The 23,405-nt window shown below is 61.1% G+C and carries 21 protein-coding genes; 7 read left to right on the top strand and 14 right to left on the bottom strand.

Annotation, left to right across the window (positions count from 1 at the left end; all coding sequences use genetic code 11):
* Positions 1–175 precede the first annotated feature (175 nt).
* The 6 genes from JWR51_RS11495 to JWR51_RS11470 form a co-directional block, all read right to left on the bottom strand.
* Complete coding sequence (locus tag JWR51_RS11495; protein WP_299747501.1) at positions 176–1,588, bottom strand: SAVED domain-containing protein; 1,413 nt, start codon at positions 1,586–1,588, stop codon at positions 176–178.
* Positions 1,585–2,046 (bottom strand): Mov34/MPN/PAD-1 family protein, encoded by a 462-nt coding sequence (locus JWR51_RS11490; RefSeq protein WP_299747500.1) that lies wholly within the window; start codon positions 2,044–2,046, stop codon positions 1,585–1,587. The genes JWR51_RS11495 and JWR51_RS11490 overlap by 4 nt, the downstream gene beginning before the upstream one ends.
* Positions 2,024–3,709 (bottom strand): ThiF family adenylyltransferase, encoded by a 1,686-nt coding sequence (locus tag JWR51_RS11485; protein ID WP_299747498.1) that lies wholly within the window; start codon positions 3,707–3,709, stop codon positions 2,024–2,026. The genes JWR51_RS11490 and JWR51_RS11485 overlap by 23 nt, the downstream gene beginning before the upstream one ends.
* Positions 3,706–4,722 carry a nucleotidyltransferase gene (locus tag JWR51_RS11480; RefSeq protein ID WP_299747496.1) on the bottom strand — a complete coding sequence of 339 codons (1,017 nt, stop codon included), beginning with the start codon at positions 4,720–4,722 and terminating at the stop codon, positions 3,706–3,708. The genes JWR51_RS11485 and JWR51_RS11480 overlap by 4 nt, the downstream gene beginning before the upstream one ends.
* Positions 4,723–4,826: 104 nt before the next feature.
* Entirely contained in the window at positions 4,827–6,206 is a 1,380-nt protein-coding gene (locus JWR51_RS11475; protein ID WP_299747495.1) for a DUF2235 domain-containing protein, read from the bottom strand.
* Between the two features lie 242 nt (positions 6,207–6,448).
* Positions 6,449–10,156: a vitamin B12-dependent ribonucleotide reductase gene (locus tag JWR51_RS11470; protein WP_299747493.1), complete on the bottom strand. Its 3,708-nt coding sequence runs from the start codon at positions 10,154–10,156 to the stop codon at positions 6,449–6,451.
* Positions 10,157–10,630: 474 nt separating this feature from the next.
* On the opposite strand from JWR51_RS11470, the gene JWR51_RS11465 reads away from it, so the two are divergent.
* From JWR51_RS11465 to JWR51_RS11445, 5 genes are all read left to right on the top strand, one after another.
* Positions 10,631–11,014 carry an NADH:ubiquinone oxidoreductase subunit NDUFA12 gene (locus JWR51_RS11465; protein ID WP_299747491.1) on the top strand — a complete coding sequence of 128 codons (384 nt, stop codon included), beginning with the start codon at positions 10,631–10,633 and terminating at the stop codon, positions 11,012–11,014.
* A gap of 40 nt (positions 11,015–11,054) precedes the next feature.
* The gene (locus tag JWR51_RS11460; RefSeq protein WP_299747489.1) at positions 11,055–11,486 is read left to right on the top strand and encodes a DUF2155 domain-containing protein; all 432 of its coding nucleotides are present in this window, start codon (positions 11,055–11,057) and stop codon (positions 11,484–11,486) included.
* 98 nt (positions 11,487–11,584) lie between these two features.
* Positions 11,585–12,370: an SDR family oxidoreductase gene (locus JWR51_RS11455; protein ID WP_299747487.1), complete on the top strand. Its 786-nt coding sequence runs from the start codon at positions 11,585–11,587 to the stop codon at positions 12,368–12,370.
* Between the two features lie 60 nt (positions 12,371–12,430).
* Complete coding sequence (locus JWR51_RS11450) at positions 12,431–12,670, top strand: hypothetical protein (RefSeq protein ID WP_299747485.1); 240 nt, start codon at positions 12,431–12,433, stop codon at positions 12,668–12,670.
* Positions 12,585–12,866 carry a GyrI-like domain-containing protein gene (locus JWR51_RS11445; RefSeq protein WP_299747484.1) on the top strand — a complete coding sequence of 94 codons (282 nt, stop codon included), beginning with the start codon at positions 12,585–12,587 and terminating at the stop codon, positions 12,864–12,866. Before JWR51_RS11450 ends, JWR51_RS11445 begins: the two co-directional genes overlap by 86 nt.
* A gap of 204 nt (positions 12,867–13,070) precedes the next feature.
* On the opposite strand, the gene aat is transcribed toward JWR51_RS11445, so the two are convergent.
* The 5 genes from aat to JWR51_RS11420 form a co-directional block, all read right to left on the bottom strand.
* Positions 13,071–13,715: a leucyl/phenylalanyl-tRNA--protein transferase gene (gene aat / locus JWR51_RS11440; protein ID WP_299747482.1), complete on the bottom strand. Its 645-nt coding sequence runs from the start codon at positions 13,713–13,715 to the stop codon at positions 13,071–13,073.
* A gap of 138 nt (positions 13,716–13,853) precedes the next feature.
* Positions 13,854–15,200 carry an acetyl-CoA carboxylase biotin carboxylase subunit gene (gene accC, locus JWR51_RS11435; RefSeq protein WP_299747480.1) on the bottom strand — a complete coding sequence of 449 codons (1,347 nt, stop codon included), beginning with the start codon at positions 15,198–15,200 and terminating at the stop codon, positions 13,854–13,856.
* A 9-nt stretch (positions 15,201–15,209) separates the two neighbouring features.
* On the bottom strand, positions 15,210–15,698 hold the full coding sequence (gene accB, locus JWR51_RS11430) for an acetyl-CoA carboxylase biotin carboxyl carrier protein (RefSeq protein ID WP_299747478.1): 489 nt from the start codon (positions 15,696–15,698) through the stop codon (positions 15,210–15,212).
* Between the two features lie 33 nt (positions 15,699–15,731).
* Positions 15,732–16,169: a type II 3-dehydroquinate dehydratase gene (gene aroQ, locus JWR51_RS11425; RefSeq protein ID WP_299747477.1), complete on the bottom strand. Its 438-nt coding sequence runs from the start codon at positions 16,167–16,169 to the stop codon at positions 15,732–15,734.
* 92 nt (positions 16,170–16,261) lie between these two features.
* Positions 16,262–17,137 (bottom strand): DsbA family protein, encoded by an 876-nt coding sequence (locus JWR51_RS11420; protein ID WP_299747475.1) that lies wholly within the window; start codon positions 17,135–17,137, stop codon positions 16,262–16,264.
* A 154-nt stretch (positions 17,138–17,291) separates the two neighbouring features.
* Between JWR51_RS11420 and JWR51_RS11415 the strand changes: the two genes are divergently transcribed.
* Complete coding sequence (locus JWR51_RS11415; RefSeq protein WP_299747473.1) at positions 17,292–18,440, top strand: aminotransferase class I/II-fold pyridoxal phosphate-dependent enzyme; 1,149 nt, start codon at positions 17,292–17,294, stop codon at positions 18,438–18,440.
* A 264-nt stretch (positions 18,441–18,704) separates the two neighbouring features.
* On the opposite strand, the gene JWR51_RS11410 is transcribed toward JWR51_RS11415, so the two are convergent.
* From JWR51_RS11410 to JWR51_RS11400, 3 genes are all read right to left on the bottom strand, one after another.
* The gene (locus JWR51_RS11410) at positions 18,705–19,076 is read right to left on the bottom strand and encodes a VOC family protein (RefSeq protein WP_299747471.1); all 372 of its coding nucleotides are present in this window, start codon (positions 19,074–19,076) and stop codon (positions 18,705–18,707) included.
* 65 nt (positions 19,077–19,141) lie between these two features.
* Entirely contained in the window at positions 19,142–19,831 is a 690-nt protein-coding gene (locus JWR51_RS11405) for a YafY family protein (RefSeq protein ID WP_299747469.1), read from the bottom strand.
* Positions 19,832–19,909: 78 nt separating this feature from the next.
* On the bottom strand, positions 19,910–22,618 hold the full coding sequence (locus tag JWR51_RS11400; RefSeq protein WP_299747468.1) for a ribonuclease E/G: 2,709 nt from the start codon (positions 22,616–22,618) through the stop codon (positions 19,910–19,912).
* Between the two features lie 607 nt (positions 22,619–23,225).
* On the opposite strand from JWR51_RS11400, the gene JWR51_RS11395 reads away from it, so the two are divergent.
* Positions 23,226–23,405: hypothetical protein (locus tag JWR51_RS11395; RefSeq protein WP_299747466.1), on the top strand; the 180-nt coding region annotated here is incomplete at its 3' end.

Raw genomic sequence — 23,405 nt, 5'->3', positions numbered from 1 at the left:
GGAAGCTTTCGCTGGCAGTGAATAGTTACGCCACTCTCGGGCTGAGTGGGCGAAAATACCGACACCACGACCAGAGCTGCTCGACCTACCAACAACTTAGACGGACCCATGGCACGAATGCAATGGGGCCGCATCGTGTGCCAAAACGGTAAAGACGGTCGCAGCGCTCACTCGCTCAATCGAGGATCGCGGTCGGTGAATATTTGTTCGCGACGAACTCATGAAGTTGCGTTGGCGGGAACGCATTCCAGCGATGACCAAGGGCAACGGCGAACGCAGCTGGTCCAACGAAGTACATGTCGATGCCCACGGGGCGTAGACTGGACACTGCCTGATCGATCTTGTGCTTGATATGGCCGACTGAGGCCTGTGAAGCTTTCGCCGACATCATGGCGCTGGGCAAATGTAAAGACATGATCGCGTCTTCGGGTATCTCGGTCGATGCAACCAAGGTTGCAGTTGGATCCCGGATGACGCCGATGGCGATCTGCAGCCTGCCGCCATGCAAACGAGTGGCCGGTCGAATGGACCAATCGGGCAGTGAACCCTCGACCGGCCTGTCATCGGTGGGCCAGAGACTGTCCCTCGTAGGAATATCGATCTCAAAGCCGATTGCCGACCTGAACGACCATCCAAGTGCAAATGCGGTGGTCAAGCGATACGATCCTCTAGGCGCGATGCGTACAACGTCATGTCGACGCAGCCATTGGGATGTGGCGCTCAGAGGGGTCAACAGATCGGTGGTCCAAACCGGTGGAGCTGGGTAGCCGGCGTCGCCGCCGGAAAAACCTGATGCATCGATCTCCAGACTGGCTTCGTCCTGTTCGTTCCTGTCCGATCTCACATTGAGAGGAAATGCCATCGGCAAAGGCAGGGATGTTCCAATGGCCGTTTCCAACGTCTCGATCAGGATTGCCCGACCGATGGGCGCGCCCACAGAATTTCTGACCAGCTTGGCCAGAGCGTCGAACGCCGCCTCCACTTTGCGCGACGAGACGTCGAGCTGCGGAAATACAATATTGAATTGCGTGGTGAAGGTTGCCATCGCATTCGCAAGATCGGGCATATTGCGTTCGTGCACCTCGACGGTGTCGGCAACGAATTCACCTAAAGGTCCAGGATAGGTCGAAACGATCGTGGAGCGAAGTCCGTCTTCGTTGGCCGCCGTGATGGTGTTGAAGGGCGCGTAAAACGGCCGTGCTTTTCGGACACGGTTCTTGTCACTCGTGAACCACGACAATGTCGCTGGAAGCGACGGCATCACCAGCGTGTGCACCCGGGCGGTGCTGGGATGCGCCTCATCATAGGTCTGGAAATTTTCGAAGACCTCTTTCACCCCAGCAGGCTGCAGTGTGCTGGCCTTGGCCTGGTACCTATCGAGCACCGCTCGGTGAGGACTATGCGGTGAAAAGAACTTGGCTTCATGATCCTCTAGGCCCTCGAAGATCAGTTGTTCGAAGACTGGGTTAGATACCCAAGAAGGAATACGGGCCAAGCAGTCCCAGAGCTGGTAATCGAAGCCATCTATGGCGATGATGCCGCCCATGCCACGAGCGTCGATGAGAGTGGGGCCTTTTGTATCGTTCACGTCCGCACCTCGAACGTCGCTTCGCTCTCGCGGCCTTGTGGATCGAATACCCAGCTGCCAACAGTCAATTCGTCAACGTCGAGCCGAACGATGACCAGAACCGCGAAATTTCCTGGGAAATCGGGCTCCAAAACGAGACCTCGCATCGTCTGCACATCGGTCGAACTGGGCCTGACCGCGAAGCTCGGATGGCTATGCCATTCTCCGATATAGTTGAAGGCGACGTATCGGTGCGCCGTGCGGTCGAAGAACCGCATTGCTTCTCGAGCGGCTTGGAAGAGATCGACCACGAACCGGGCGAAGGATCCGGGTCTCGCCTGCACGACCAGTTCGGTGATGAGGAACTTCGATGGCTCGAGGAGTTCGCCGAACAACTGACCGCCGATCTCTTTGGTACCGGCCAGCGTCAGGGCTTCCACCAATCTGTGCTTCTGGTCAGCTGCCAGTATCAAGTGCATCTATCCATTCCTTGAAAAGCTGGCCGGCGATATCGAGAGCTTCGAAGTCGGGGGGCATCTTCTCCCCAGAGTGCGATCGCCCGCCAACATCGAGGCGGATATTGTCGCCATGGCCATCGAACAGCCACTGATCGCTGTAGCCGAGTAGCAGCCACGCCGCCGATCGAGGTTGTGGGCGGCCGTCGAGGATATCCAGCACCACTCTGGCGCAATTGCCCGCGGTAATCTCGATCGCTGCATCGTCGGCGACTACCGGAACGCCGTCCGAAATCATCTCATAACGGCGTGGACCGCTCTGCGGCGGCTTTTTGCCCCTCTCTTCACACCAAGCAAGGAAGCTGGCGCGTCCCGCGACGAATGGCGGGTCCCGTTCGGGAAGACTGGTGGCGACCAGGGCGCCGATACCACCTTCGAAAACCTCGACCGACACAAACGGCTTCTCGTTGGCGTCTGCTACGGCTCCGAGGAACAAGGAAGTGGCCGGATCCCCCGTCGCGTCGATGATGATGCTGGAAGCAGCGATGGCTTGTACCTGCCATGCGTGAGTCTCGGCAGAGCGCTGCCAACTCAGGTTGTCGGCGATCGGTTTGATCGTTGCCCCAGGCACAATGGACAGCAGACGATTTTTGAGTGCTTCGACTTTGCGGAGCCCAACTTGGTTCCAGTCGAGTACATGACGTTCCAGATTACCTGGGAGGAATACGTCGCCATCCACCAGCGTCAGCGAAGTTATCCCCGAGCGAAGCAGCGATTCTGCCACCTTGGAACCGACTGATCCGCATCCCACTATGGTCGCGCTCTCGCTGGCCGCGCCGCCGGAACGTCCGCTACGGGCGCCGAATTCATCCGGCAGAACGTAGACTACACGCTTCTCGCTGGCGCCATCGGGAAGCAGATTGTACGCGTCGATACCGCCCTCCTTGACGAAAAGCGTGACTCCCGCTGTTGAGGCCAAGACCTGCAACATCAGATCTGCATCGAACAGTACCGCCAAGCCGGCGCGATTATCGGCATCGGAGGGTGGGCTCGACGTAGAGACGAAGACCGGCACGTCGATCTGCCATTTTTCGATGGTCGCGGTGGGTGGCCGCTGCAGCCCAGCTCGGTCGATCTCGTCGTGTACGACGATCGGCCACAGCTTGTCATCAACCGGGAACCTGAGAGCTACCAGCCCAGAGGCCGTGCCGGCATGAATTCTGGCGGCGCAGCCGTCTGAAATCATCACTGGGTTCCCCCACCAGGTGTATGCCTGGGCTTGATTGGGCTGGTGTGCCGTTTCCGCCCGCACAGTGCCGCCGCCCAAAGGGTTTTCAATGTGGAGAAGGTCGTGGGCGCTCCGCAGCACATCCACGCCGGTTGCGGCGGGATGCCAGTTGTCGGGGCGAAGCTCAAGGCACAGTGCCGATTCACCATACTGATGGCTAGACCAATGGACTTTCTCTTGGGGCTCGACCCACGCCGGCACCTCCGGAAACTGGTCGGGATAGATCAAGCGTACTGGGTAATCATGTCCGTGCGCCGTGACGACGACCTCGGCGCAGAGCATGCCCTCGAAGAAACGCCAGCGAGTCAAGGTGAACCAAGCCTCGTTTGACCCGAGAGCAGTAACGCTCCGCATCTCTTCGCCGAGACGATTGGTGTCGTCGACCCACCAGAACCTCAAGCAAAACCTCGGGGCTTACTGCTGACGGGCGCCGCCATGGTGTTGGGGAAGGTGTAACCGGCGGCCGCCGGTGCAGATGCGAATGCGCCCGTAGCTGTGGTCTTGGCGGCGTTCGCAGTCCACTTGAATCGGTCTCCGAACACGCGGCGCCATTGGCGTGACGCCTCTTCCATATCGTCTGCTTCCTGGGCGCGCCGCGCGATACCCGCATAGACGCGCACCTTTTCGACGAACGCTTGCCATTGGGCGATGGTCACCTTCGAAAGGATATCGTTGGAGCCGTCGGCCGGATCCCAGATTTGGGGTTTGAGCCCGAGCTCAGCGTTTTGTCCGTGCGTAGCGTAAATGTTCTCCAGAGTCTGCGCGAAAGCTTCGCCATAGTGGGTTACCCCAAGCGGCGCATGGCGCCCTACCAGTACTTCGAGGACGAAGCCCTTTGGTCGCTTTCCGCTTGGGTTGATCCGACGCCACCACTTAAATATCTTGACCAAGGGCTTGAAACGGTCGCCGTAGGTCTGGTTGCGCTCAACGCTCCACTGGCTGTGCATCGGTGGATTGGTGAATTTCCACGTGCCACTCTCGCGATCCGCGATCATGTATCCACCGCTGGCGAGCTCGTATACTGGTACGATGTCCATATCGGCTTGCCAGGTTTCCAGACGCACCGACCGGCGATTAATGCGCTCTACGGCATAGCCATTTCCCCCGTCTTCAAGTGCCCTGCAAACTGAGTTGAGCACCGCGTCGGGCGTGTCCTGACTGGTGAAGTTCGTGACGACAATAATGTCGACATCTGGCTTTTCCTGAACACCATCGACCGTGCCAGGCCTGATAGCGGTGTCGCGTGCGTAGCTTCCTGACAAGAATGCATAAAGGAACTTCGATTTAAAATCCTTCTGCGTCGCCAAGTGATTCCGAACACCGATATGACCACCAGATGCCCGACTCACGGTGGTTGGGCTAGGCTCAATATCTTTCAGCAATTCGTCGAAACGAGCCTGAGGTACCGGCACGCTTAATCTCCGTTCACACTTAGTTTACCAAGAAATGGTGCATCCATTTAGAACTGCAAGACTGTGAATTACTTGCAGTCGCAATTTCTTACGGCATCAACGATTCATCTGATGGGTATTCGCAGGGATTGCCCAACATAGATCAGGTCCGGATTTGTGATCTTGTACCGGTTGGCGGCTGCTATTTCCGGCCAACGCTGGGCATCGCCAAGATAGCGCTTGGCCAACTTGGATAGGGAGTCGCCGGGCTCGACGATATGTGCGGTGAACTTGTCCGGTGCCAACTCAATGCCGTCTTCGCCCATACCCAACGTGACGGCATCAAGAGCATCAAGCTCCGACTCGACATGCTGCAACGGCTTCGGGCGATAGGGTGTTTTTTCGGGAAGGTTGTCTCCCTTTTCGTGCCACCGACGCTGGGCGCTTACACTGACCTCGTGCAGGCCTTGCGGGCCTGGCTGGCGGACTGTTTTGGGCATGACCTTCATCAGGGTGCCGATGATGCTGAAGCCCTCTTCCTCCTCGGAATTTTCGAGGTATTCCAAGTGGGATGGCGACAGGCTGTAGATCGGCGAGCCCTTGGAGCTATCCAACACTAGGCCGGCATTGCCGGCGCCATCCCAGATCCATTCCAACGCCTGGTCGGAAAGGCCTCGACGCGGGCCGCCGCCACCCACGCCGCCATGCACCCCAGGGAACCACTTCTGCTGGTATGGAGTATCCTCGGCCTTCGGATCTTTGCCGCGGCCGCCATTGAGTTCTTGCAGGTTTTCCCAGAGCGTCGGCTTGAAGTCCGCTTTGCTCTCGTCGATCGCGACGGCGTGCCTGGCCGACATCACCATGGGACTCAGGTTGGTGTCGTGGAAGCGGTGGTCCTTGTTGAAGCCTTCCGCGTTCCAAATGTAGTCGGGGACGCCAAGAGCTCCCACCGTATCCCATACGCCGAGATAGGTGATCTTCAGCAACGGGGATTTGCCCAGCTGGTAATCCGGCACGTTAGCCGCTCGCCACTGATCCTCTGCGTCGGACACGCTGATGTGCGGCGCGACATCGCGACGGAACTCGAGAAGCTTCTGTCGAAACGCGTCAGTGTCCTCGCGCTTCTTATAGAGCCCGACCGCCTCGTTCGACCTGCCGGCCGATGGTCGCTGGAGAATGCCGCACGTACCGATCAGGCCGACAAAGGACCGAGCGGTGAACGCGCCACGCGAGAACCCGAATACGTAGATCTCGTCGCCTGGCATGTGATTGAAAATCAAGAAGCGATAGGCGTCCGACAGGTTCTTGACCAAGCCTTCGCCAAACAGGCCGCCTCGGAATTTGTCGTGGTCGCCGGTGCCGACGCCTTCATCGTAGTAGATGACCTGCGACGTGCCATCCTTTGTCTGCGGGAGAACGCTCTGGGCCGTGAACAGCACGTTCGTTGGATTGGCTGCGTCAATGCGGTTCCAGCTGCCGTCGAAGCAAAAAACGAGTCTCTTCATCAAAATTGCCCTTTGAATGAGTGACCCGTCGCCGGGTCGCTAAGTCAGATCTTTGTCAAATCGCAGATTCACTAAATGTTCTCTTGGCTACTTGGCGGCGAGGAAACCCCGCCGCCTTCGTCGTTTTTCACCACCCCGGGCACCTCGCCTGGCAGTGGAAACTTTATGCCCCGCATACTGGAAGGCTATCGGGGATTCATGGAACTTTTATTCCCCACGTCACAGCCGTACGTGGCTCTTACTCAACTACACCCAGTCGTCGTCCCGCAATCCTCGCAAACCATGCAGTGGCCCGACACCTTCATCCGCATCGAGTTGCAGTTGCTGCACTGGTCGCCGGTATAGCCCTTCATTTGGGCTTCGGCGCGGAGTTGGTGCTTGTCGGTCGAGGGCGGCGGGGAGGGGATGGGGGTGAGTTCGGCGGCGTTGAGAACCGTGGCTGAGGGCTCGATCTTGAGGGCCGTGGCGCTGCGCAGCGCCGTGACGGTCGAAATCGAGGAGGCCACGGGCGCGTAGCGGGCGGCCTCTGACGTGGGGACCAGCATCAGCGACGCGTTCTGGGTGCGGCCGCGGGTCATGCCGCGGGAGACGAACTTGTCGGCCGGAACCGGCGCGGGAGCGGACTGCGGCGCCGAGCGGGTGCCGTGCTCTTCGGAAACGCCGCCCGACAGCGAGGTCGGGGAGGCGGGGTTCACATGGGCCAGGTCGTCGCGGTCGAGATAGGACACGGCCAGCTCGCGGAACACATAGTCCATGATCGAGGTCGCGTTCTTGATCCGGTCATTGCCCATGACCATGCCGGCGGGCTCGAAACGGGTGAAGGTGAAGGCCTCCACATATTCGTCCAGCGGCACGCCATATTGCAGGCCCAGCGAGATGGCGATGGCAAAATTGTTCATCATGGCGCGGAAGGCGGCGCCTTCCTTGTGCATGTCGATGAAGATTTCGCCGAGGCGGCCATCGTCATATTCGCCGGTGCGCAGATAGACCTTGTGGCCGCCGACGACGGCCTTCTGGGTATAGCCCTTGCGGCGATCCGGCATCTTTTCGCGGCTACGCACCTGCTCGATGATGCGCTCGACGATGCGTTCGGCCACCTGGGGTACGCGGGCGGCAGGCGACTGCATCAGCAGTTCTTCCATCGCGTCTTCCTCGTCCTCATCCTCGACGGCGAGCACGGAGGAGTTCAGCGGCTGGCTGAGCTTGGAGCCGTCGCGATAGAGCGCATTGGCCTTCAGCGCCAGGCGCCAGCTGGTCATGTAGCTTTCCTTGGCGTCCTCGACCGTCGCATCATTGGGCATGTTGATGGTCTTGGAGATGGCGCCGGAGATGAACGGCTGGGCGGCCGCCATCATCAGGATGTGGCTATCCACCGACAGCGAGCGCTTGCCGATCTTGCCGCACGGAGTGGCGCAATCGAACACCGCCTGGTGCTCGGCGCGCAGATGCGGAGCACCCTCGAGGGTCATGGCGCCGCAGACGTGGATATTGGCGAGCTCGATATCCTTCTTGGAGAAGCCGAGGAACGGCAGCAGCTCGAACGAAAAGTCGTTCATCTGCTCCTGGGTGACGCCCAGGCTCTTGAGGAAATCGACGCCCAGCGTCCACTGGTTGAAGATGAACTTGAGATCGAAGGCGCTTTCGGTCGCGGCATTGAGGGCGGCGATCTTGTCGTCGGTGAAACCCTTGGTGCGCAGGGTGGCCGGATTGACGCCGGGCGCCTGGTTCAGGTTGCCGTGGCCGACCGCATAGGCCTCCATCTCGGCAATCTGGGACTCGGAGTAACCCAGGGTCCGCAAAGCCGGGGGCACGGCGCGGTTGATGATCTTGAAGTAGCCGCCACCGGCGAGCTTCTTGAACTTGACCAGCGCGAAATCGGGCTCGATGCCGGTGGTGTCGCAATCCATGACGAGGCCAATGGTGCCGGTCGGGGCAATCACCGATACCTGGGCATTGCGGTAGCCGTGCTGTTCGCCGAGAGCCAGGGCATTGTCCCAGGCCAGCTTGGCGCGTTCGGACAGCGCCGCGTCGGTCAGCGAGGCGTGGTCGAGCGGGACGGGGTTGATGGAGAGGCCTTCATAGCCCGCGGTGTTGCCATGGGCGGCGTTGCGATGATTGCGGATGACGCGCAGCATGTGCTTGGCGTTGCGCTTGTAGTCCTTGAAGGGGCCAAGTTCCTTGGCCATTTCGGCGGACGTGGCATAGCTGACGCCGGTCATGATGGCGGTGACGGCGCCGGCAATGGCGCGGCCCTCAACCGAGTCATAGGGAATGCCCGAGGTCATCAAGAGGCCACCGATATTGGCGTAGCCGATGCCCAGCGTGCGATATTCGAACGAGCGTTCGGCAATCGACTTGGACGGGAACTGCGCCATCATCACCGAGATTTCGAGAACCACAGTCCACAAGCGCACTGTGTGCTCATAGGCGGCGGTGTCGAAGGTCGAATCCGCATTGCGGTAAGGCAGCAGGTTGACCGAAGCCAGGTTGCAGGCCGTGTCGTCGAGGAACATGTATTCCGAGCAAGGGTTCGATGCATTGATCGGACCGGCCTCGGGGCTGGTGTGCCACTCGTTGATAGTGGTGTGGTACTGGATCCCGGGATCGGCCGAGGCCCAGGCGGCGTAACCGATCTGTTCCCACAGGTCGCGCGCCTTGAGAGTCTTGGTGACCTTGCCGTCCTTGCGGGCGGTCAGGTTCCAGTCGCCATCGGTCTCGACGGCCTTGAGGAAGTCATCGGTGACGCGGACGGAATTGTTCGAGTTCTGGCCCGAGACGGTCAGGTACGCTTCGCTATCCCAATCGGTGTCGTAGATGGGGAAATCGAGGTCGGTATAGCCCTGCTTGGCGAACTGGATGACGCGGTAGATGTAGTTCTCCGGCACCAGCGCCTTTTTGGCAGCGCGCACTTCGCGCTTGAGGGCAGGGTTCTTCTGCACGTCGAAGCAATCGTCGCCCGAACCTTCGCAGTTCACGGCGGCCTTCATGATCAGCTTGAGGTGCTTGGAGACGACCTTGGAGCCGGTAACCAGCGCCGCAACCTTCTGCTCTTCCTTGACCTTCCAGTTGATATATTCCTCGATATCGGGGTGATCGATATCGATGACCACCATCTTGGCGGCGCGACGCGTGGTGCCGCCGGACTTGATAGCGCCCGCAGCGCGATCGCCGATCTTGAGGAAGCTCATCAGGCCCGACGAACGGCCGCCGCCGCTCAGCTTCTCACCGCCGCCGCGCAGCTTGGAGAAGTTGGTGCCGGTGCCCGAGCCGTACTTGAACAGGCGGGCTTCGCGGACCCAAAGGTCCATGATGCCGTTGTCGTTGACCAGATCGTCATTGACCGACTGGATGAAGCAGGCATGCGGCTGGGGATGCTCGTAGGAGCTCTTGGACGCCACCAGCTTGTGGGTGAACGGGTCGACGTAGAAGTGGCCCTGGCCGGGGCCATCGATGCCATAGGCCCAATGCAGGCCGGTATTGAACCATTGCGGGCTATTGGGCGCCACGCGCTGGCTGGCGAGCATGAAACAGAGTTCGTCGAAGAACGCCTTGGCGTCGTCCTCGCTATCGAAATAGCCGCCCTTCCAGCCCCAATAGGTCCAGGTGCCGGCCAGGCGATCGAACACCTGGCGAGAATCCATTTCCGAGCCGTAGCGCTCATTTTCCGGCAGCTTGGCGAGCGCAGCTTCGTCAGGGACGGAGCGCCACAGCCAGGAAGGGACGGAATTCTCCTCCACCTTCGTCAGCGCCTTGGCGACGCCGGCCTTGCGGAAATACTTCTGCGCGATGATATCGGCCGCCACCTGGCTCCATTGAGCCGGCACGGCGATATTTTCCAGCTTGAACACGACAGAGCCATCCGGATTGCGGATTTCGCTCGTGGCCGAGCGGAAATCGAGGGCGCTGTAGCGGTCTTGCTCGGCGTTCGTAAAGCGGCGTTCGATGCGCATTCGCAAATCTCTTGGGTCAGAATGTGTGGTGGCCGGGTGCGGTCGGGAGGACTCGGGTACTGGCGTTGAGCTAACTGTGAGCCAGCTTGGGAGCCAGAGTCGAGGCCAACATTTTCACTTTTTTCCCACAGCCTTCACACCACTCGTTGTGTCAGGGTCCATCATAACCCCAAAATCTAGTATCTGATATGGGATTAGTGGGGATAAGCGACAAGTGTCATCAAAGGTTAATGAGGACTTAATAAAGGCACTGCAGTTTAGTTGTGAGAGCCAGGAATCAGGCTAAACCCGCTTGCTGCAAGACTCTTTCGGCGCTGCTGGGCAGGGGCCGAATGTGGCAAGTTCGTGTCAAGCGGACTTTTTTGTGAAAATGGGCGCCATCGGGCTCTTGTGTTTAGCAAACTCTGGCGAAGCGGCATCGGCTCATGCTAGAGCCTGTCCATCCGATCCCCCCGGACGTAAGCAGGCCGCGACATGAAAGACTTCCTTCTCGAAATTTTCCGCTGGTGGCACGGGCAGACCTGGGGCACCCGGCTGTGGATCTGGCGCCGCGGCGAGCTGGTCGGCACCGACGAGATGGGCAATAGCTACTACCAGGACCGCAAGGAAAACCGCCGCTACGTCACCTATAATGGCGTTGCCGATGCGTCCAAGATCGCCGCCGAATGGCATGGCTGGATCCATTTCCGCACCGACGTGGTGCCGAGCGATGTCAAATATGTGCCGCGCGCCTGGGAAAAGCCACACGAGCAGAACCTGACTGGCACGGCCGCCGCCTATCGTCCCGATGGCAGCATGCTGAGCAAGGGCGAGCGCCCGCGCGTGACCGGCGACTACAAGGCCTGGTCGCCTGAATAAGGACAGTGGCGCCTTGCGCCTGACAGAGTTTCTTACGCCAATGCTTCGCAAGACGCTGGTGCCGATCGCGGCACTGGCGCTTTCGGCGTTTATGGCTGGAGTTGCCGTGGCAGGCCCGATCGCCAATCCGATCGCCACCTTTGCCGGGCTCGACAAGATCACCGGCCGCATCACCAAATTCGACGTCTATATCGACGAGACGGTGCTGTTCGGCGCGCTCGAAGTGACGCCGCGCGCCTGCTACAGCCGGCCGCCAACCGAAACGCAGCGCATTTCGGCGTTTCTCGAAGTCGACCAGCGCAGCCTGCAGGGCAATTCCAAGCGCATCTTCACCGGGTGGATGTTTGCTGATAGCCCAGCCCTGAACGCGCTCGACCACGCCGTCTATGACGTCTGGCTGATCGAGTGCAAGACCAGCTCGACCGTGCCGCCGCCCGGGTCGCGGGCCACGCCGGAACCACCGGCACAATAATTTTTCTCCAGGCTGATGTCGCATTCCCCAATGCGCGTTCGTCTATGTCTTGAGCGGGTCGCGACCGCATGAGGATGAAACACGTCAGGAGGGATGGGATGTTGCTCAAGGGGAAGACGGCGATCGTCTATGGCGCCGGCGGTGCAGTCGGCGGCGCCGTCGCCAAAGCCTATGCACGGGAGGGCGCGCTGGTGTTTCTGGCCGGGCGGACGCCGGACAGCCTGCAGGCCGTGGCCGACGAAATCGAGGCCGCCGGGGGCAGGGCGCAGGTCGCCCCGGTCGATGCCCTCGATGCGAAAGCCGTCGAGCGGCATTTGGCCGATATTGCCAAGGGTGCGGGGCCGGTCAAGCTGATGTTCAACGCCATCGACTGGGGCGACACCCAGGGCGCCGAATTGACCGACATGGATTTCGAACGCTTCCTGCGGCCGATCCGCAATTCCATGCAGACCTGGTTCGTGACCGGCACCGCCATGGCGCGGCATATGGGGGCCAATGGCGGCGGCGCGATCGTCGGTATTACCGCCAATGCGGCGCGCGAGGCCTATAGCCATGTCGGTGGCTTCGGCGTGGCCTGCGCGGCGATCGAGCACTTCCTGCGCCAGCTGGCGGTCGAGAACGGCCCGCATGGAGTGCGCGTGTGCTTCGTGCGCTCACCGGGCTCGCCCGACGCGCCGGGCGTGCGCAACGCCTGGCAATTGCGGGCCAACGAGCAAGGCGTCACTTTCGACGATATCGCGCGCGAGTTCGGCAAGGATACGCCGCTGCGCAAGGTGACGGCGCTGGCGCAGGTGGCCGACGCGGCGGTGCTGCTGTCGTCTGATCTCGCCGCGGGCATGACTGCGACGGTCGCCAACGCAACCGGCGGCGCCCAGGTGGATTGAGGCCGCATTCAATCAAACGACAATTGCCTATGCTTGAACCATGCCGTGAGGAGACCCCAGATGACCCAGATCATGATCGCCACCCGCAAGCCGCAGCCTTTCGCTGCTATCGTGCTGACGCTGCGGCAGCCTGAAATCTCGCAAAAGGCGCCGCCGCTGATCGGCGACGTCATCGCCTGGGTCAATGCCCATGGCGGCGAGACGGTGGGTCGGCATGCCGACCGCCACGGTGATGGCCGGCGACGACACAGTGAGGACCGGCACCTTGCCCGGGGGGCGCTATGCCAGCCTAGTGCATGACGGCCCGTACCAAGAGCTGCATCAGGCCAATATGACGCTGATGGATTGGGCGAAGGACGCTGGCCACCAGCTTGATGGACGGCCAGAAGGCGATCGGTTCGTGGGCGCGACGCGGATGGAGATTTATCTGAACGACCCCGACCAGAGCCCATCCGGCAATCCGGTGACGGAAGTGGCGTTCCGGTTGGCGGATTGAGGCATCTGTTCCGCAGCAGCCGTCGCCACCTCTTGGATCACGACCCATCCCCACCCAAAGTCCTTCCCGCGGGCTTGACCCGCGGGCCTCCATCAGCATGCCCGGAATTCAGGGTTCGCGGTGAGCGGCCCGCGGGTCAAGCCCGCGGGAAGGGCGGTGGGTTGGGAGGCAGCGTGCCACAAGCGCGCTATGGGTATGCGCAGCCTATTGAGCGCTTGTGCGCCGATCCCACGCGGCCCAATCACCCTCACGCAGCAACGCCGCAGCCAGCATTTCCTCATAGTCCGCGCGCGGAATTTCGATCCCGCCCAACGAGGCCAAGTGGTCGGTGATGAACTGGGTATCGAGCAAGATGAAGCCGCCGGCATTGAGGCGGTCTACGAGATGCGCCAGCGCGATCTTGCTGGCATTGGTGGCGCGGTGGAACATCGACTCGCCGAAGAACGCGCCGCCGATAGCCAGGCCATACAGCCCGCCGACCAGTTCCTCGCCGTCCCAGACTTCGACGGTATGGGCCACGCCCCGGCGAAACAGTTCGCCATAGACACCGCGTATCGTGGCGTTGATCCACGTCTCGTCGCGGTCCTCGCCCACTGTGGCACAGGCCTCGATGACCGCCTCGAAATCCGTGTCGACGCGGACCGTGAAGACGCTTTTGCGGATGGCCTTGCGCAGGCTGGTGGAGACGATCAGCCCATCTAGGGGGATGACTCCGCGCTGTTCCGGACTGACCCAGAACACGTCGGTCGAACCGGCGCTTTCCGACATTGGGAAAATGCCGGCCCGATAGGCCCGCACGATCAGCTCGGGCGTGATCTCGATATCGAAGGGGTCGTTGCGTCTGGCCACAGGCTACCTCTGCTCCCCCTCTCCCCTTGTGGGAGAGGGTGCCCGAAGGGCGGGTGAGGGGTTCTCCTAGCAATCGCAGCCCCCTCATCCGGCGCTGCGCGCCACCTTCTCCCACGAGGGGAGAAGGGAGAGAGTCGTCTAGACCTTGTTCTCGGCCAAGTACTTTTCCAGCCAGTGGATGTCGTAATTTCCGGCCAGAATATCGGGCTCGCGGATCAGGCGCTGGAACAGCGGCAACGTGGTCTTGATGCCATCGATGACGAATTCGTCGACCGCGCGGCGCAGGCGATGCAGGCATTCGTCGCGGGTGCGGCCATAGACGATCAGCTTGCCGATCAGCGAGTCGTAATAGGGCGGGATCTTGTAGCCCTGATAAACCGCCGAATCGACACGAACGCCAACGCCGCCGGCTGGGTGATAGAAAGTAATGGTGCCGGGCGAGGGCGCAAAAGTCTGCGGGTCCTCGGCATTGATGCGCACTTCGATGGCATGGCCGTAGAACTGCACCTGCTCCTGCGTCATTGAAAGTTTTTCACCCGAGGCGACGCGGATCTGTTCGTAGACGATATCGATGCCAGTGATGCGCTCGGTAACCGGATGCTCGACCTGCAGGCGGGTGTTCATTTCAATGAAATAAAACTCGCCGTTCTCGTAGAGGAACTCGATGGTGCCGGCGCCCGAATAGCTGAGCTTGCGCATGGCGGCGGCGCAGATTTCGCCGATCCGGTCGCGTTCTTCGGGCGCAATGGTCGGCCCGCCGGCTTCTTCCCAGACCTTCTGGTGGCGACGCTGCAGCGAGCAGTCGCGCACGCCCAGATGCACCGCGTTGCCCTGGCCGTCGCCCATGACCTGGACTTCGATATGGCGCGGCTTGCCGAGGTATTTTTCCATATAGACCGAGTCATTGCCGAACGCGGCCTTGGCCTCGGAGCGGGCGGTCGACCAGGCGATCAGCACGTCGGCTTCGGTCAACGCGACCTTCATGCCGCGTCCGCCGCCACCGGCCGTGGCCTTGATCAGCACGGGATAACCGATTTCCCTGGCGGTCTTGATCGCCTCTTCGTCGGATTCCACGGCGCCAGCGGAGCCTGGAACCACCGGAATGCCCAGCTCCACGGCGGTCTTCTTGGCCGTGATCTTGTCGCCCATGATTTCGATGTGATGGGCAGACGGGCCGATGAAGGTGACGTTGTGCTCGGTCAAAATCTTGGCGAAGCGGGCGTTCTCGGAAAGAAACCCATAGCCCGGATGCACGGCATCGGCGCCGGTGATCTCGCAGGCAGCCATGATCGAGGGGATATTGAGATAGCTGTCCTTGGCGGCTGGCGGCCCGATGCAGACGCTTTCATCGGCGAGACGCACATGCATTGCATTGGCGTCGGCCGTCGAATGCACCGCAACGGTCTGAATGCCGAGTTCTTTGCAGGCGCGCAAAATACGCAGCGCGATTTCGCCGCGATTGGCGATGAGGACCTTCTGGAACATGCCCGCCCCCTATTCGATGACGGCGAGCGGTTCGCCATATTCGACGGGCTGGCTGTCTTCGACGAGGATACGGGTGACCGTGCCCGAGCGATGCGCCGGGATCTGGTTCATGGTCTTCATCGCTTCGATGATGAGCAGGGTCTGCCCTTCGGTGACCTTGGCGCCCACTTCGACAAACGCGGGCTTGCCCGGCTCGGGCGAGCGGTAGGCGGTGCCGACCATCGGGGAGGTCAGGGTGCCGGGATTGGATGCAAGGTCTTCGGCCGCGACAGGCGCTGCCGGCGCAACCGAACCCGCAGGGGTCAGCGACTGCGGCGCGGGCGCATATTGCGGCGCCAGATATTGCGGCGCATAGGCGGGAGCCTCATTGGCATAGGAGCGGGTAACCCGGACCCGGAAATCATCCTGCTCGATCTCGATTTCAGCGAGATTTTCTTTGTTGAGCAGTTCGGCGATGGCCCGGATCAGGTCCTGATCCACTTGAGATGCCTTGGTCATTCTTGTCGGTCTCCCGCGCTTGCGCGTCGATCGTTATTTGAGTTTTTCGGAGAGGGCTTGCAGCGCCAGACTATATCCAAGTGCGCCAAAGCCGCAAATGACGCCATAGGCGACGGCCGACACATAGGAATGATGCCGAAACGCCTCGCGCTGATGGATATTGCTGAGATGAACTTCGGCCACCGGCAGGCCGGCAGCCTTGAGAGCGTCGTGAATGGCGACCGAGGTATGCGAATAGGCGGCAGGATTGATCAGGATCGCATCAGCCGTCTTGCGGGCGTCCTGAATCCAGGTCACCAGCTCACCCTCGTGATTGGACTGGCGAAAATCCACTTTGAGGCCAAGGGCTTGACCAGTAGATTGGCAAAGCTTCTCGATGTCGCCCAAGGTCTGGGCGCCATAGATTTCGGGCTCGCGAGTACCGAGCATGTTGAGGTTCGGGCCGTTGAGGACGAGAACGCGCTTTGCCATGATTTTCGCCTTTTGCACCAGCCCTTAAGGCCAGAGCAAGCTCGACTATACGAAATGCACCGAAAAGGCAAAGAACGGCGGCAAAACCTTGGTTAGCTCGCGCATTCGGTTTCCCCGCAGGCGCGCATATTGGCGATTCGGCCCTTGAGCTCGTCGAGCCCGATGGCGCCGGGGATCACCTCATTGCCGATGATATAGGTCGGCGTGCCGGTGATATTGAGCGCCTTGGCGATGTCGTAGGAGGTCTGGATCGCCTTAGACACCTCCGGCTCTTCCATCTTCAGCTCGATATTGACCGGGCTGAGACCCAGATCGGCGGCGGCGGCGAGCGCCACCTTCTTGTCGACCTGACCGCGGCTGGTGAACAGGGCCTCGTGGAAGGCCCAGTAATCGGCATCGGACTCGTTGACCAAGATGGCGACGCGGGCCGCATCGATCGATTCGTTGGACAGGATCGGGAATTCCTTGAGCACGACGCGCAGGTTCGGATCGTCGGCCAGCAGTGAGGCCATATCGGGCAGGGCGTTGCGGCAATACCCGCAATTGTAGTCGAACAGTTCCACCAGGGTCACGTCGCCATTGGGATTGCCCAGCACAACCTGGTTGGGGTCGTTGAAAATCGCATCCTTCATGGTGGCGATGACCTGGGTGGATTTTTCGCGCGCCGCGACCTGCATCTTGCTATCGAGCGCGCTGGACAGTCGCTGCAGGATAGTGGGATCGCCCATGAGATAGCTTTCGATCATCGGGTTGAGCACCTTCGGATCGAGGCCAGCGACATTTTGCGGCGCCCGATAGATTGGCGCAGCGGAGGCCAGTCGGGTGTCGTGATCGGCTAGTACGCCTTCGACGATGCTGCGCACGGCGGCGGTGTCGGTCTGGGGGGCGTTCTGATGCAGGACGGAAAAGCCCAATGCCCCAGCGAGAATGCCCGCAAGGGCTACGAGGGCGAGTGTGACGCGCGGCATGAAAGGCTCCGGATAAACGCTATAGCCGCAATTTCCCGCAGCCTTGGATGTCACAATAGCAGGTGATGGTGAAGACGGACTGCGCCGCGGTATCAATTGTAGTTGAGAGCAAAGACTGTTCGCTGTATGTCATGCATGCGCAAAAGGAATCTCTATGTTAGACGAAACACGCAACTACGATCTAATGCCGTTCCATGCATTAGAAATTCTGAATCGAGCCAAATCGCTCGAAGCCGGTGGCCGCGTGATCTGCCATCTGGAAGTGGGCGAGCCCGGCTCGCCGCCCGCGCCGCGCGTCATCGAGGCGGTGGCCAAGGCGCTGCCCCAGGCGCAGGGTTATACCAATGCCAAGGGCCTTATCCAACTGCGAGAGGCGCTGGCTGCGTATTATTCTGAACAGCATGGCGTGATCGTCGATCCCGATACGATCCTGGCGACGATGGGCTCGTCCGCGGGCTTCATCATCGCGTTCCACACCGCGTTCCGGCCCGGCGCGCGGATCGCCATCACGAGGCCCGGTTATCCGGCCTATGTGAATACGCTGGTAGGACTGGGCTTCGAGATCGCCGAAATCCCGCTCTCGGCGGCGAGCGGCTGGCAATTGCGCGGGGCGGACATCGAAGCGGCGTACAGGCTGCAGCCTTTTGCCGGCCTGCTGTTCGCCAGCCCGGCCAATCCGACCGGTGCGGCAGTCGACCGGGCCGGGATGCAGGATATCATCGACACCTGCAAGCGGCTGGGCGTGCAGCTCATTTCCGACGAAATCTATCACGGGCTGGATTATCGCGGCGCCTCGGTGAGCGCGCTCGAGCTGACCCGCGACGCCATCGTCATCAACAGCTTTTCCAAATATTACTGCATGACTGGCTGGCGCATCGGCTGGATGGTCATGCCCGAACACCTGCTGCGCCGGGCCGAAATCCTGCAGCAGAACCTCTTCATCTCTGCCCCGACACTGAGCCAGATCGCGGCGACGGCGGCACTGGGCGAGCGGGACTATTCCGAAGAGCAGAAGGCCCACTACGCGGCCAACCGGACGCTGCTCTCCGAGGGACTGCAAGCGATTGGTTTTGATGTCGGCCATCTCTCGGAAGGGGCCTTCTACGTCTATGCGGGCATTGCGCCGTTCTCCAACGACTCGATGGCATTCTGCCAGACGCTGTTGGAGGATGCCGGAGTCGCCACGGCGCCGGGGATCGATTTCGATCGTGCCGACGGGCGGAGCTTTGTGCGGTTTTCGTATGCGGGGACACGCCAGACGATTGAACTCGCGCTGGAGCGGATGCGGGCGTTTTTGAAGTAAGGGTTGGTCGCCGCTAGGCCCCCAAATCTTACCCATCCATCCATCCATCCACCCACCATCCACCCACCATCAATCCATCCCCACCCACTGTCCTTCCCGCGGGCTTGACCCGCGGGCCTCTCACCGCTTGTGCCGTGTTGATAGTGGCCCGCGGATCAAGTCCGCGGGAAGAACGGTGGGTGGGATGCTAAGGGGACACGCAAACCTATCGTGTTTGCTGCTGACCAAGATCTGAAGGTCAATGTAAGCCCCCGCCAGCGCCGTTCAGCGCGGCCGATCCGCCAGCACAAACGGACGCAGGCGGTGTCCGTCAAGGTCCTCAACCACAAAGGTAAAGCCGAAATCCATTTGAGTGGGTTCCTGCACCACCTTGGCGAGGGTCTTCCAGGCCGCGTAGGTGGCGAGGACGGCGTCCTTGCTATCCTCGGTAAACGAGATTTCGACGCCGCCGGCCACTTTAGGCTTGGGCTCGATTTCGTTCGTGATCCAGAGGCCGATCTTGATGCCATTCGGCAGCACATACAGTACGAATGTGGGTGAATTCTCCACCGGCTCGATACCCAGAAGCTTGGTGTAGAACTCAGCACTCTTGGCCGGATTGGCGACGGCGAGCAGCAGATAATTGAGGGTACGCATGACGGGTCTCCTTGGTTGATGCAGGGAGACTAGACCCTCGAACTGTCAGTTTCCGGCAGTGCCTGTCAGCTCGGTGGAATGTTCTGGGCGGCACGCCATTCCTTGAGCATCACCGCGCGACGACGGGGATAGCGGCCGTCCAGCACTTGCATGCTGGTAATGTGATCGACGCGGAAATTGCGAAAATCCTGCCGCAACTCGCACCAGCCGGCGACAATGCGGACGCGATCGAAAAAGCCGATCAGGAACGGCCAGATCACGCGCCTGGAGGCCGAACCGTCCAGCGCGCGGTAGGTGATGGCCAGCTTCTGCTCATTGCGAATGGCGCCGCGAATCTCGGCGGGATCGGCCGGCCCGCTGGTGTCGCGATTGCGGGCGACCAGCAGATTGGTAGCCTCGGCGCGGCCGCGTAACTCCGGAGGCAGCACGGCGGTGATCTTGCTCAGCGCCTGGCTGGCCGATTGGCTCAATCGGGCATCGCCGTGCCCAGCCGCCACCCAGCGCGAGCCGAGCACGATGGCCTCGATCTCCTCGGTGGTAAACATCAACGGTGGCAGGGTGAAACCGGGATTGAGGATGTACCCCAGGCCGGGCTCACCCCGGATATCCGCGCCCTGCGCCTGCAGCGTGACGATGTCGCGATAGAGCGTGCGGATGGAGATGCCCAACTCGGCCGCGAGGTCCGGGCCGGTGACGGGCTGGGTGCGGTTGCGCAGCAATTGCAGCAGATCGAGCAGGCGGGCGGTGCGGGACATACGCGACGATAGCAGCCGGGCCTGCCAATAGAAAAGGCGGCCGAAGCCGCCTTTTCTATTCAATGATTTGGAACGCGCTTAGCCGAGGCCAAGCCGGCGCTGCCACCAGCCGCCCTTTTTCTTCTTGTCGGGCTCGGCCGTTTCTTCAGCCGCCGTTTCCGGCTTGGCCACAGTCGAGGACACGACGATCCCTTCGGGCGGCAGTTCCTTGCGGGCGCGCTTCGGCTTTTCAGCTTCGACAACGGGAGCCGCAGCTTCGACCACAACAGCAGCCGGCGCTTCAACCGGGGCTGATGCCTTGGCGACCGGCGCGGTCACCGATTCGGCGGCAGCAGCCTCGCTGGCTTCGGCCTTGGCTTTGCGCGGTGCCCGCTTGCGCTTGGGCTTTTCGTCCTCGGCGGTCGCAGCTTCTGTCGCTACGGCTTCTACCGGGGCAGTTTCCGCCGGGGCGGATTCGGCCGTCTCCTCGACCTTCTTGCGGCGCGAACGCTTGGGCTTTTCGGCGACTACCGGCTCTGCAGCCGCAGCTTCGGGCTGTTCGGCCACGATGGCATCCTGGGCCAGCAGCACTTCAGCGACAGCCTCAGCCTGATCAGGCGCAAGACCGGTTTCGCCAGCCGGCGAGGGAGCCTTCTCGACGCCATCCAGCTCGTCGCGACGATTGCGACGGCCACCACGGCGACCGCGACGGCGACGCTTGCGCTCGCCTTCAGCAGCAGTCTCGGCGGCATCGGTGGGACGCGCGGAGTTTTCTTCCTCGTCGCCATCGTCCTCGGACTCATCGCCCTCGGCAGGCGCAGCCTGCACCGACTGCGGCGGACGCTGCTGGGCCGGACGCGGGCCACCATTGTCATCACCGCGCTCGCCACCACGACGGCGACGACGACGGCGACGACGCGACGGCTCGCCACCTTCTTCCTCGCCGGTCTCCGGCGTTGAAGTCACGTTGGAAGCGACGGGCTTATCGTCCTGCTCTTCCTCGTCTTCCTCGACATAGTCGTCGTCAGCACTGTCATCGATGACGGCGCTATCGACGCGGACGTGGGAGGTCAGAGCAGCATCGGCGAACGCGATGACGCGGGCTTCGCCCTTTTCGATGGCGAACTGGCTGCCGGTCATCTTGCCATCGGCGGTGATGGTGATGGACAGCTGGTTGCGGATTTCGAGAGCGGTCAGCGTTTCGCGCTTGAAGTTGAGGATATAGAGCGCGACCTCGACCGGGATGCGCACATTGATCGACTGGCCCTGGCGGCGCAGCACATGATCCTCGATATGGCGCATGATCATCAGCGCCAGCGACTCGACGGACCGCACCAGACCCGTGCCGTCGCAGATCGGGCACTTGTGGGTCGAGCTTTCGACGACGCCGAAGCGGATGCGCTGGCGGCTCATTTCCATCAGGCCGAAATGCGAAATGCGGCCAACCTGGATGCGGGCGCGATCGTCCTTGAGCGCGTCCTTGAGGCGGCGTTCCACCGCACGGTTGCTGCGGTTTTCCGTCATGTCGATGAAGTCGATGACGATCAGGCCAGCGAGATCCCGCAGGCGCAACTGGCGCGCTACTTCGTCCGATGCTTCCAGATTGGTCTGGAGCGCGGTGTCCTCGATATTGTGCTCCTTGGTGGAGCGGCCCGAGTTCACGTCGATCGAAACCAAAGCCTCGGTCGGGTTGATGACGATGTAGCCGCCCGAGGGCAGGGTGACCGTCGGCGAGAACATCGAATCGAGCTGGGTTTCGATGCCGTACTTGGAGAACAGCGGCTGATCATCCTTGTAGAGCTGCACGTTCTTGGCGTGGCTCGGCATGATCATGCGCATGAAGTCCTTGGCCTCGCGGTAGGCGTCGTCGCCCGCCACGAACACTTCATCGATGTCCTTGTTGTACAGGTCGCGAATGGTCCGCTTGATCAGCGAGCCTTCCTCATAAACCAGGCAGGGCGCCTGGCTCTTGAGGGTCAGCGAGCGCACGTTTTCCCACAGGCGCATCAGGTATTCGAAATCGCGCTTCACTTCAGCCTTGGTGCGCGAAGCACCGGCAGTGCGCAGAATCACGCCCATGCCCTGGGGCACTTCGAGATCGCTGGTGATTTCCTTGAGGCGCTTGCGATCAGCCACATTGGTGATCTTGCGCGAGATGCCGCCGCCACGGGCGGTATTGGGCATCAGCACGGAATAGCGGCCGGCCAGCGACAGATAAGTGGTGAGAGCCGCGCCCTTATTGCCGCGCTCTTCCTTGACCACCTGCACCAGCATGACCTGGCGACGCTTGATGACTTCCTGAATCTTGTATTTGTGGTTGCGGCGGCGCTGGGGCGCTTCCTCTTCCATCGTGTCGCTGCCGCCAAGGCTTTCGACCGTATCGGCGCCGGAGGAGGGCGCCTGCTCGATGTGGCTATGCGCGCCTTCCATGTCCTGGGTGTCTTCTTCGGCATCGGGTTCTTCGACACCGACGGGAAGGCTTATCGAGAGTTCGGGCTCGGCCGCTTCGGCGTGATCCTGCTCTTCCTCGTCGCGCAGCAGCGCTTCGCGGTCGGCCACCGGGATCTGGTAATAGTCGGGGTGGATTTCGGAAAAAGCCAGGAAGCCATGGCGGTTGCCGCCATATTCGACGAACGCGGCCTGCAGCGACGGTTCGACGCGCGTTACCTTGGCGAGATAGATGTTGCCGCGGAGCTGACGCCGCTGGGCAGATTCAAAATCGAATTCTTCGAGGCGATTGCCGATAGTTACAACGATCCGTGTTTCTTCCGGGTGGATGTCATCCACCAGCATTCTTTTTGTAGCCATAAGACTGTACTCCGCGCCTTCGCGCGCCAACAAGGTCGGACCGGCAAGCCGGCCCCGCGCTCGTGGCGCCCCGCGAGGCGAATGGTTTGAGGGGGGTGGCGCAAAATGCGCCGGTAACCTGGGAGGCCATGGCCGACGTAAGGTTCATGACAAAAGCGCAATCGGTCGATGTGATTGCGTCGCGTTTTGTCCGCCTTAGGGCCATAGGACCTCTTCCTGTTAGGCACCGAGCGATCACACATTAAGTTCGCTTGTTGCCGTCCGACTCTCGAGGGAGCCGAAATTTCATAGAGACGTAGAAAATGCCGCTTTTGTACCAGATCGCCGCGACCGAAACCGCTGTTCGAACCGGCTGCTCTTCGTTCCCTTTTCACTGGCCAATGGGCCAGGAAGATCGGGAACATGAAAAACAATACGTCTCACTCAAAGGCTTTAGGGGTCTTGCCATCAATTGGCAACAAGAAAGTCACAATGCCCGATTTACCGGGCTTTGCTCGGCTGCCTTGTGTTGCAACTGGAGGCAATTGAAGAATAAGACCCATACCGCCGCAGAATCGCCGTTTCTTTCCGCGACGTGCTTGCACTCGATATGGGGAGCCAAACGCCTTTGTTCAAATCCGCCGTCCTGGGTATTTTGTTGTGGCTTTCTGCCGGGACGCTGGTGCTCGCCCAAAGCGGGCCGGCTTCCGTGGCTCCGATAAGCCAACCCGTGCAGGAAGAGACCTCGAATGCCTTGCCCGAAGTGCTTGCGGCCCGGGTTTCAACCACCCCCGAGCGCGCGCGCCTG

Origin of the sequence: Devosia sp. (assembly GCF_028290625.1) — a bacterium.
GTDB lineage: Bacteria > Pseudomonadota > Alphaproteobacteria > Rhizobiales > Devosiaceae > Devosia.
Note: the sequence above shows the minus strand (reverse complement) of the source record. Positions and strands in the feature narration are given on the sequence as shown.

Coding starts and splice junctions, on each gene's coding strand:
- JWR51_RS11460 (WP_299747489.1), top strand. CDS start 11,055: ATGCTTCGCAAGACGCTGGTGCCGATCGCGGCACTGGCGCTTTCGGCG.
- JWR51_RS11475 (WP_299747495.1), bottom strand. CDS start 6,206: ATGAAGAGACTCGTTTTTTGCTTCGACGGCAGCTGGAACCGCATTGAC.
- JWR51_RS11400 (WP_299747468.1), bottom strand. CDS start 22,618: ATGGCTACAAAAAGAATGCTGGTGGATGACATCCACCCGGAAGAAACA.
- JWR51_RS11415 (WP_299747473.1), top strand. CDS start 17,292: ATGTTAGACGAAACACGCAACTACGATCTAATGCCGTTCCATGCATTA.
- JWR51_RS11465 (WP_299747491.1), top strand. CDS start 10,631: ATGAAAGACTTCCTTCTCGAAATTTTCCGCTGGTGGCACGGGCAGACC.
- JWR51_RS11455 (WP_299747487.1), top strand. CDS start 11,585: ATGTTGCTCAAGGGGAAGACGGCGATCGTCTATGGCGCCGGCGGTGCA.
- accB (WP_299747478.1), bottom strand. CDS start 15,698: ATGACCAAGGCATCTCAAGTGGATCAGGACCTGATCCGGGCCATCGCC.
- JWR51_RS11420 (WP_299747475.1), bottom strand. CDS start 17,137: ATGCCGCGCGTCACACTCGCCCTCGTAGCCCTTGCGGGCATTCTCGCT.
- JWR51_RS11490 (WP_299747500.1), bottom strand. CDS start 2,046: ATGCACTTGATACTGGCAGCTGACCAGAAGCACAGATTGGTGGAAGCC.
- JWR51_RS11405 (WP_299747469.1), bottom strand. CDS start 19,831: ATGTCCCGCACCGCCCGCCTGCTCGATCTGCTGCAATTGCTGCGCAAC.
- JWR51_RS11450 (WP_299747485.1), top strand. CDS start 12,431: ATGACCCAGATCATGATCGCCACCCGCAAGCCGCAGCCTTTCGCTGCT.
- accC (WP_299747480.1), bottom strand. CDS start 15,200: ATGTTCCAGAAGGTCCTCATCGCCAATCGCGGCGAAATCGCGCTGCGT.
- JWR51_RS11410 (WP_299747471.1), bottom strand. CDS start 19,076: ATGCGTACCCTCAATTATCTGCTGCTCGCCGTCGCCAATCCGGCCAAG.
- JWR51_RS11470 (WP_299747493.1), bottom strand. CDS start 10,156: ATGCGCATCGAACGCCGCTTTACGAACGCCGAGCAAGACCGCTACAGC.
- JWR51_RS11445 (WP_299747484.1), top strand. CDS start 12,585: ATGCCGACCGCCACGGTGATGGCCGGCGACGACACAGTGAGGACCGGC.
- aroQ (WP_299747477.1), bottom strand. CDS start 16,169: ATGGCAAAGCGCGTTCTCGTCCTCAACGGCCCGAACCTCAACATGCTC.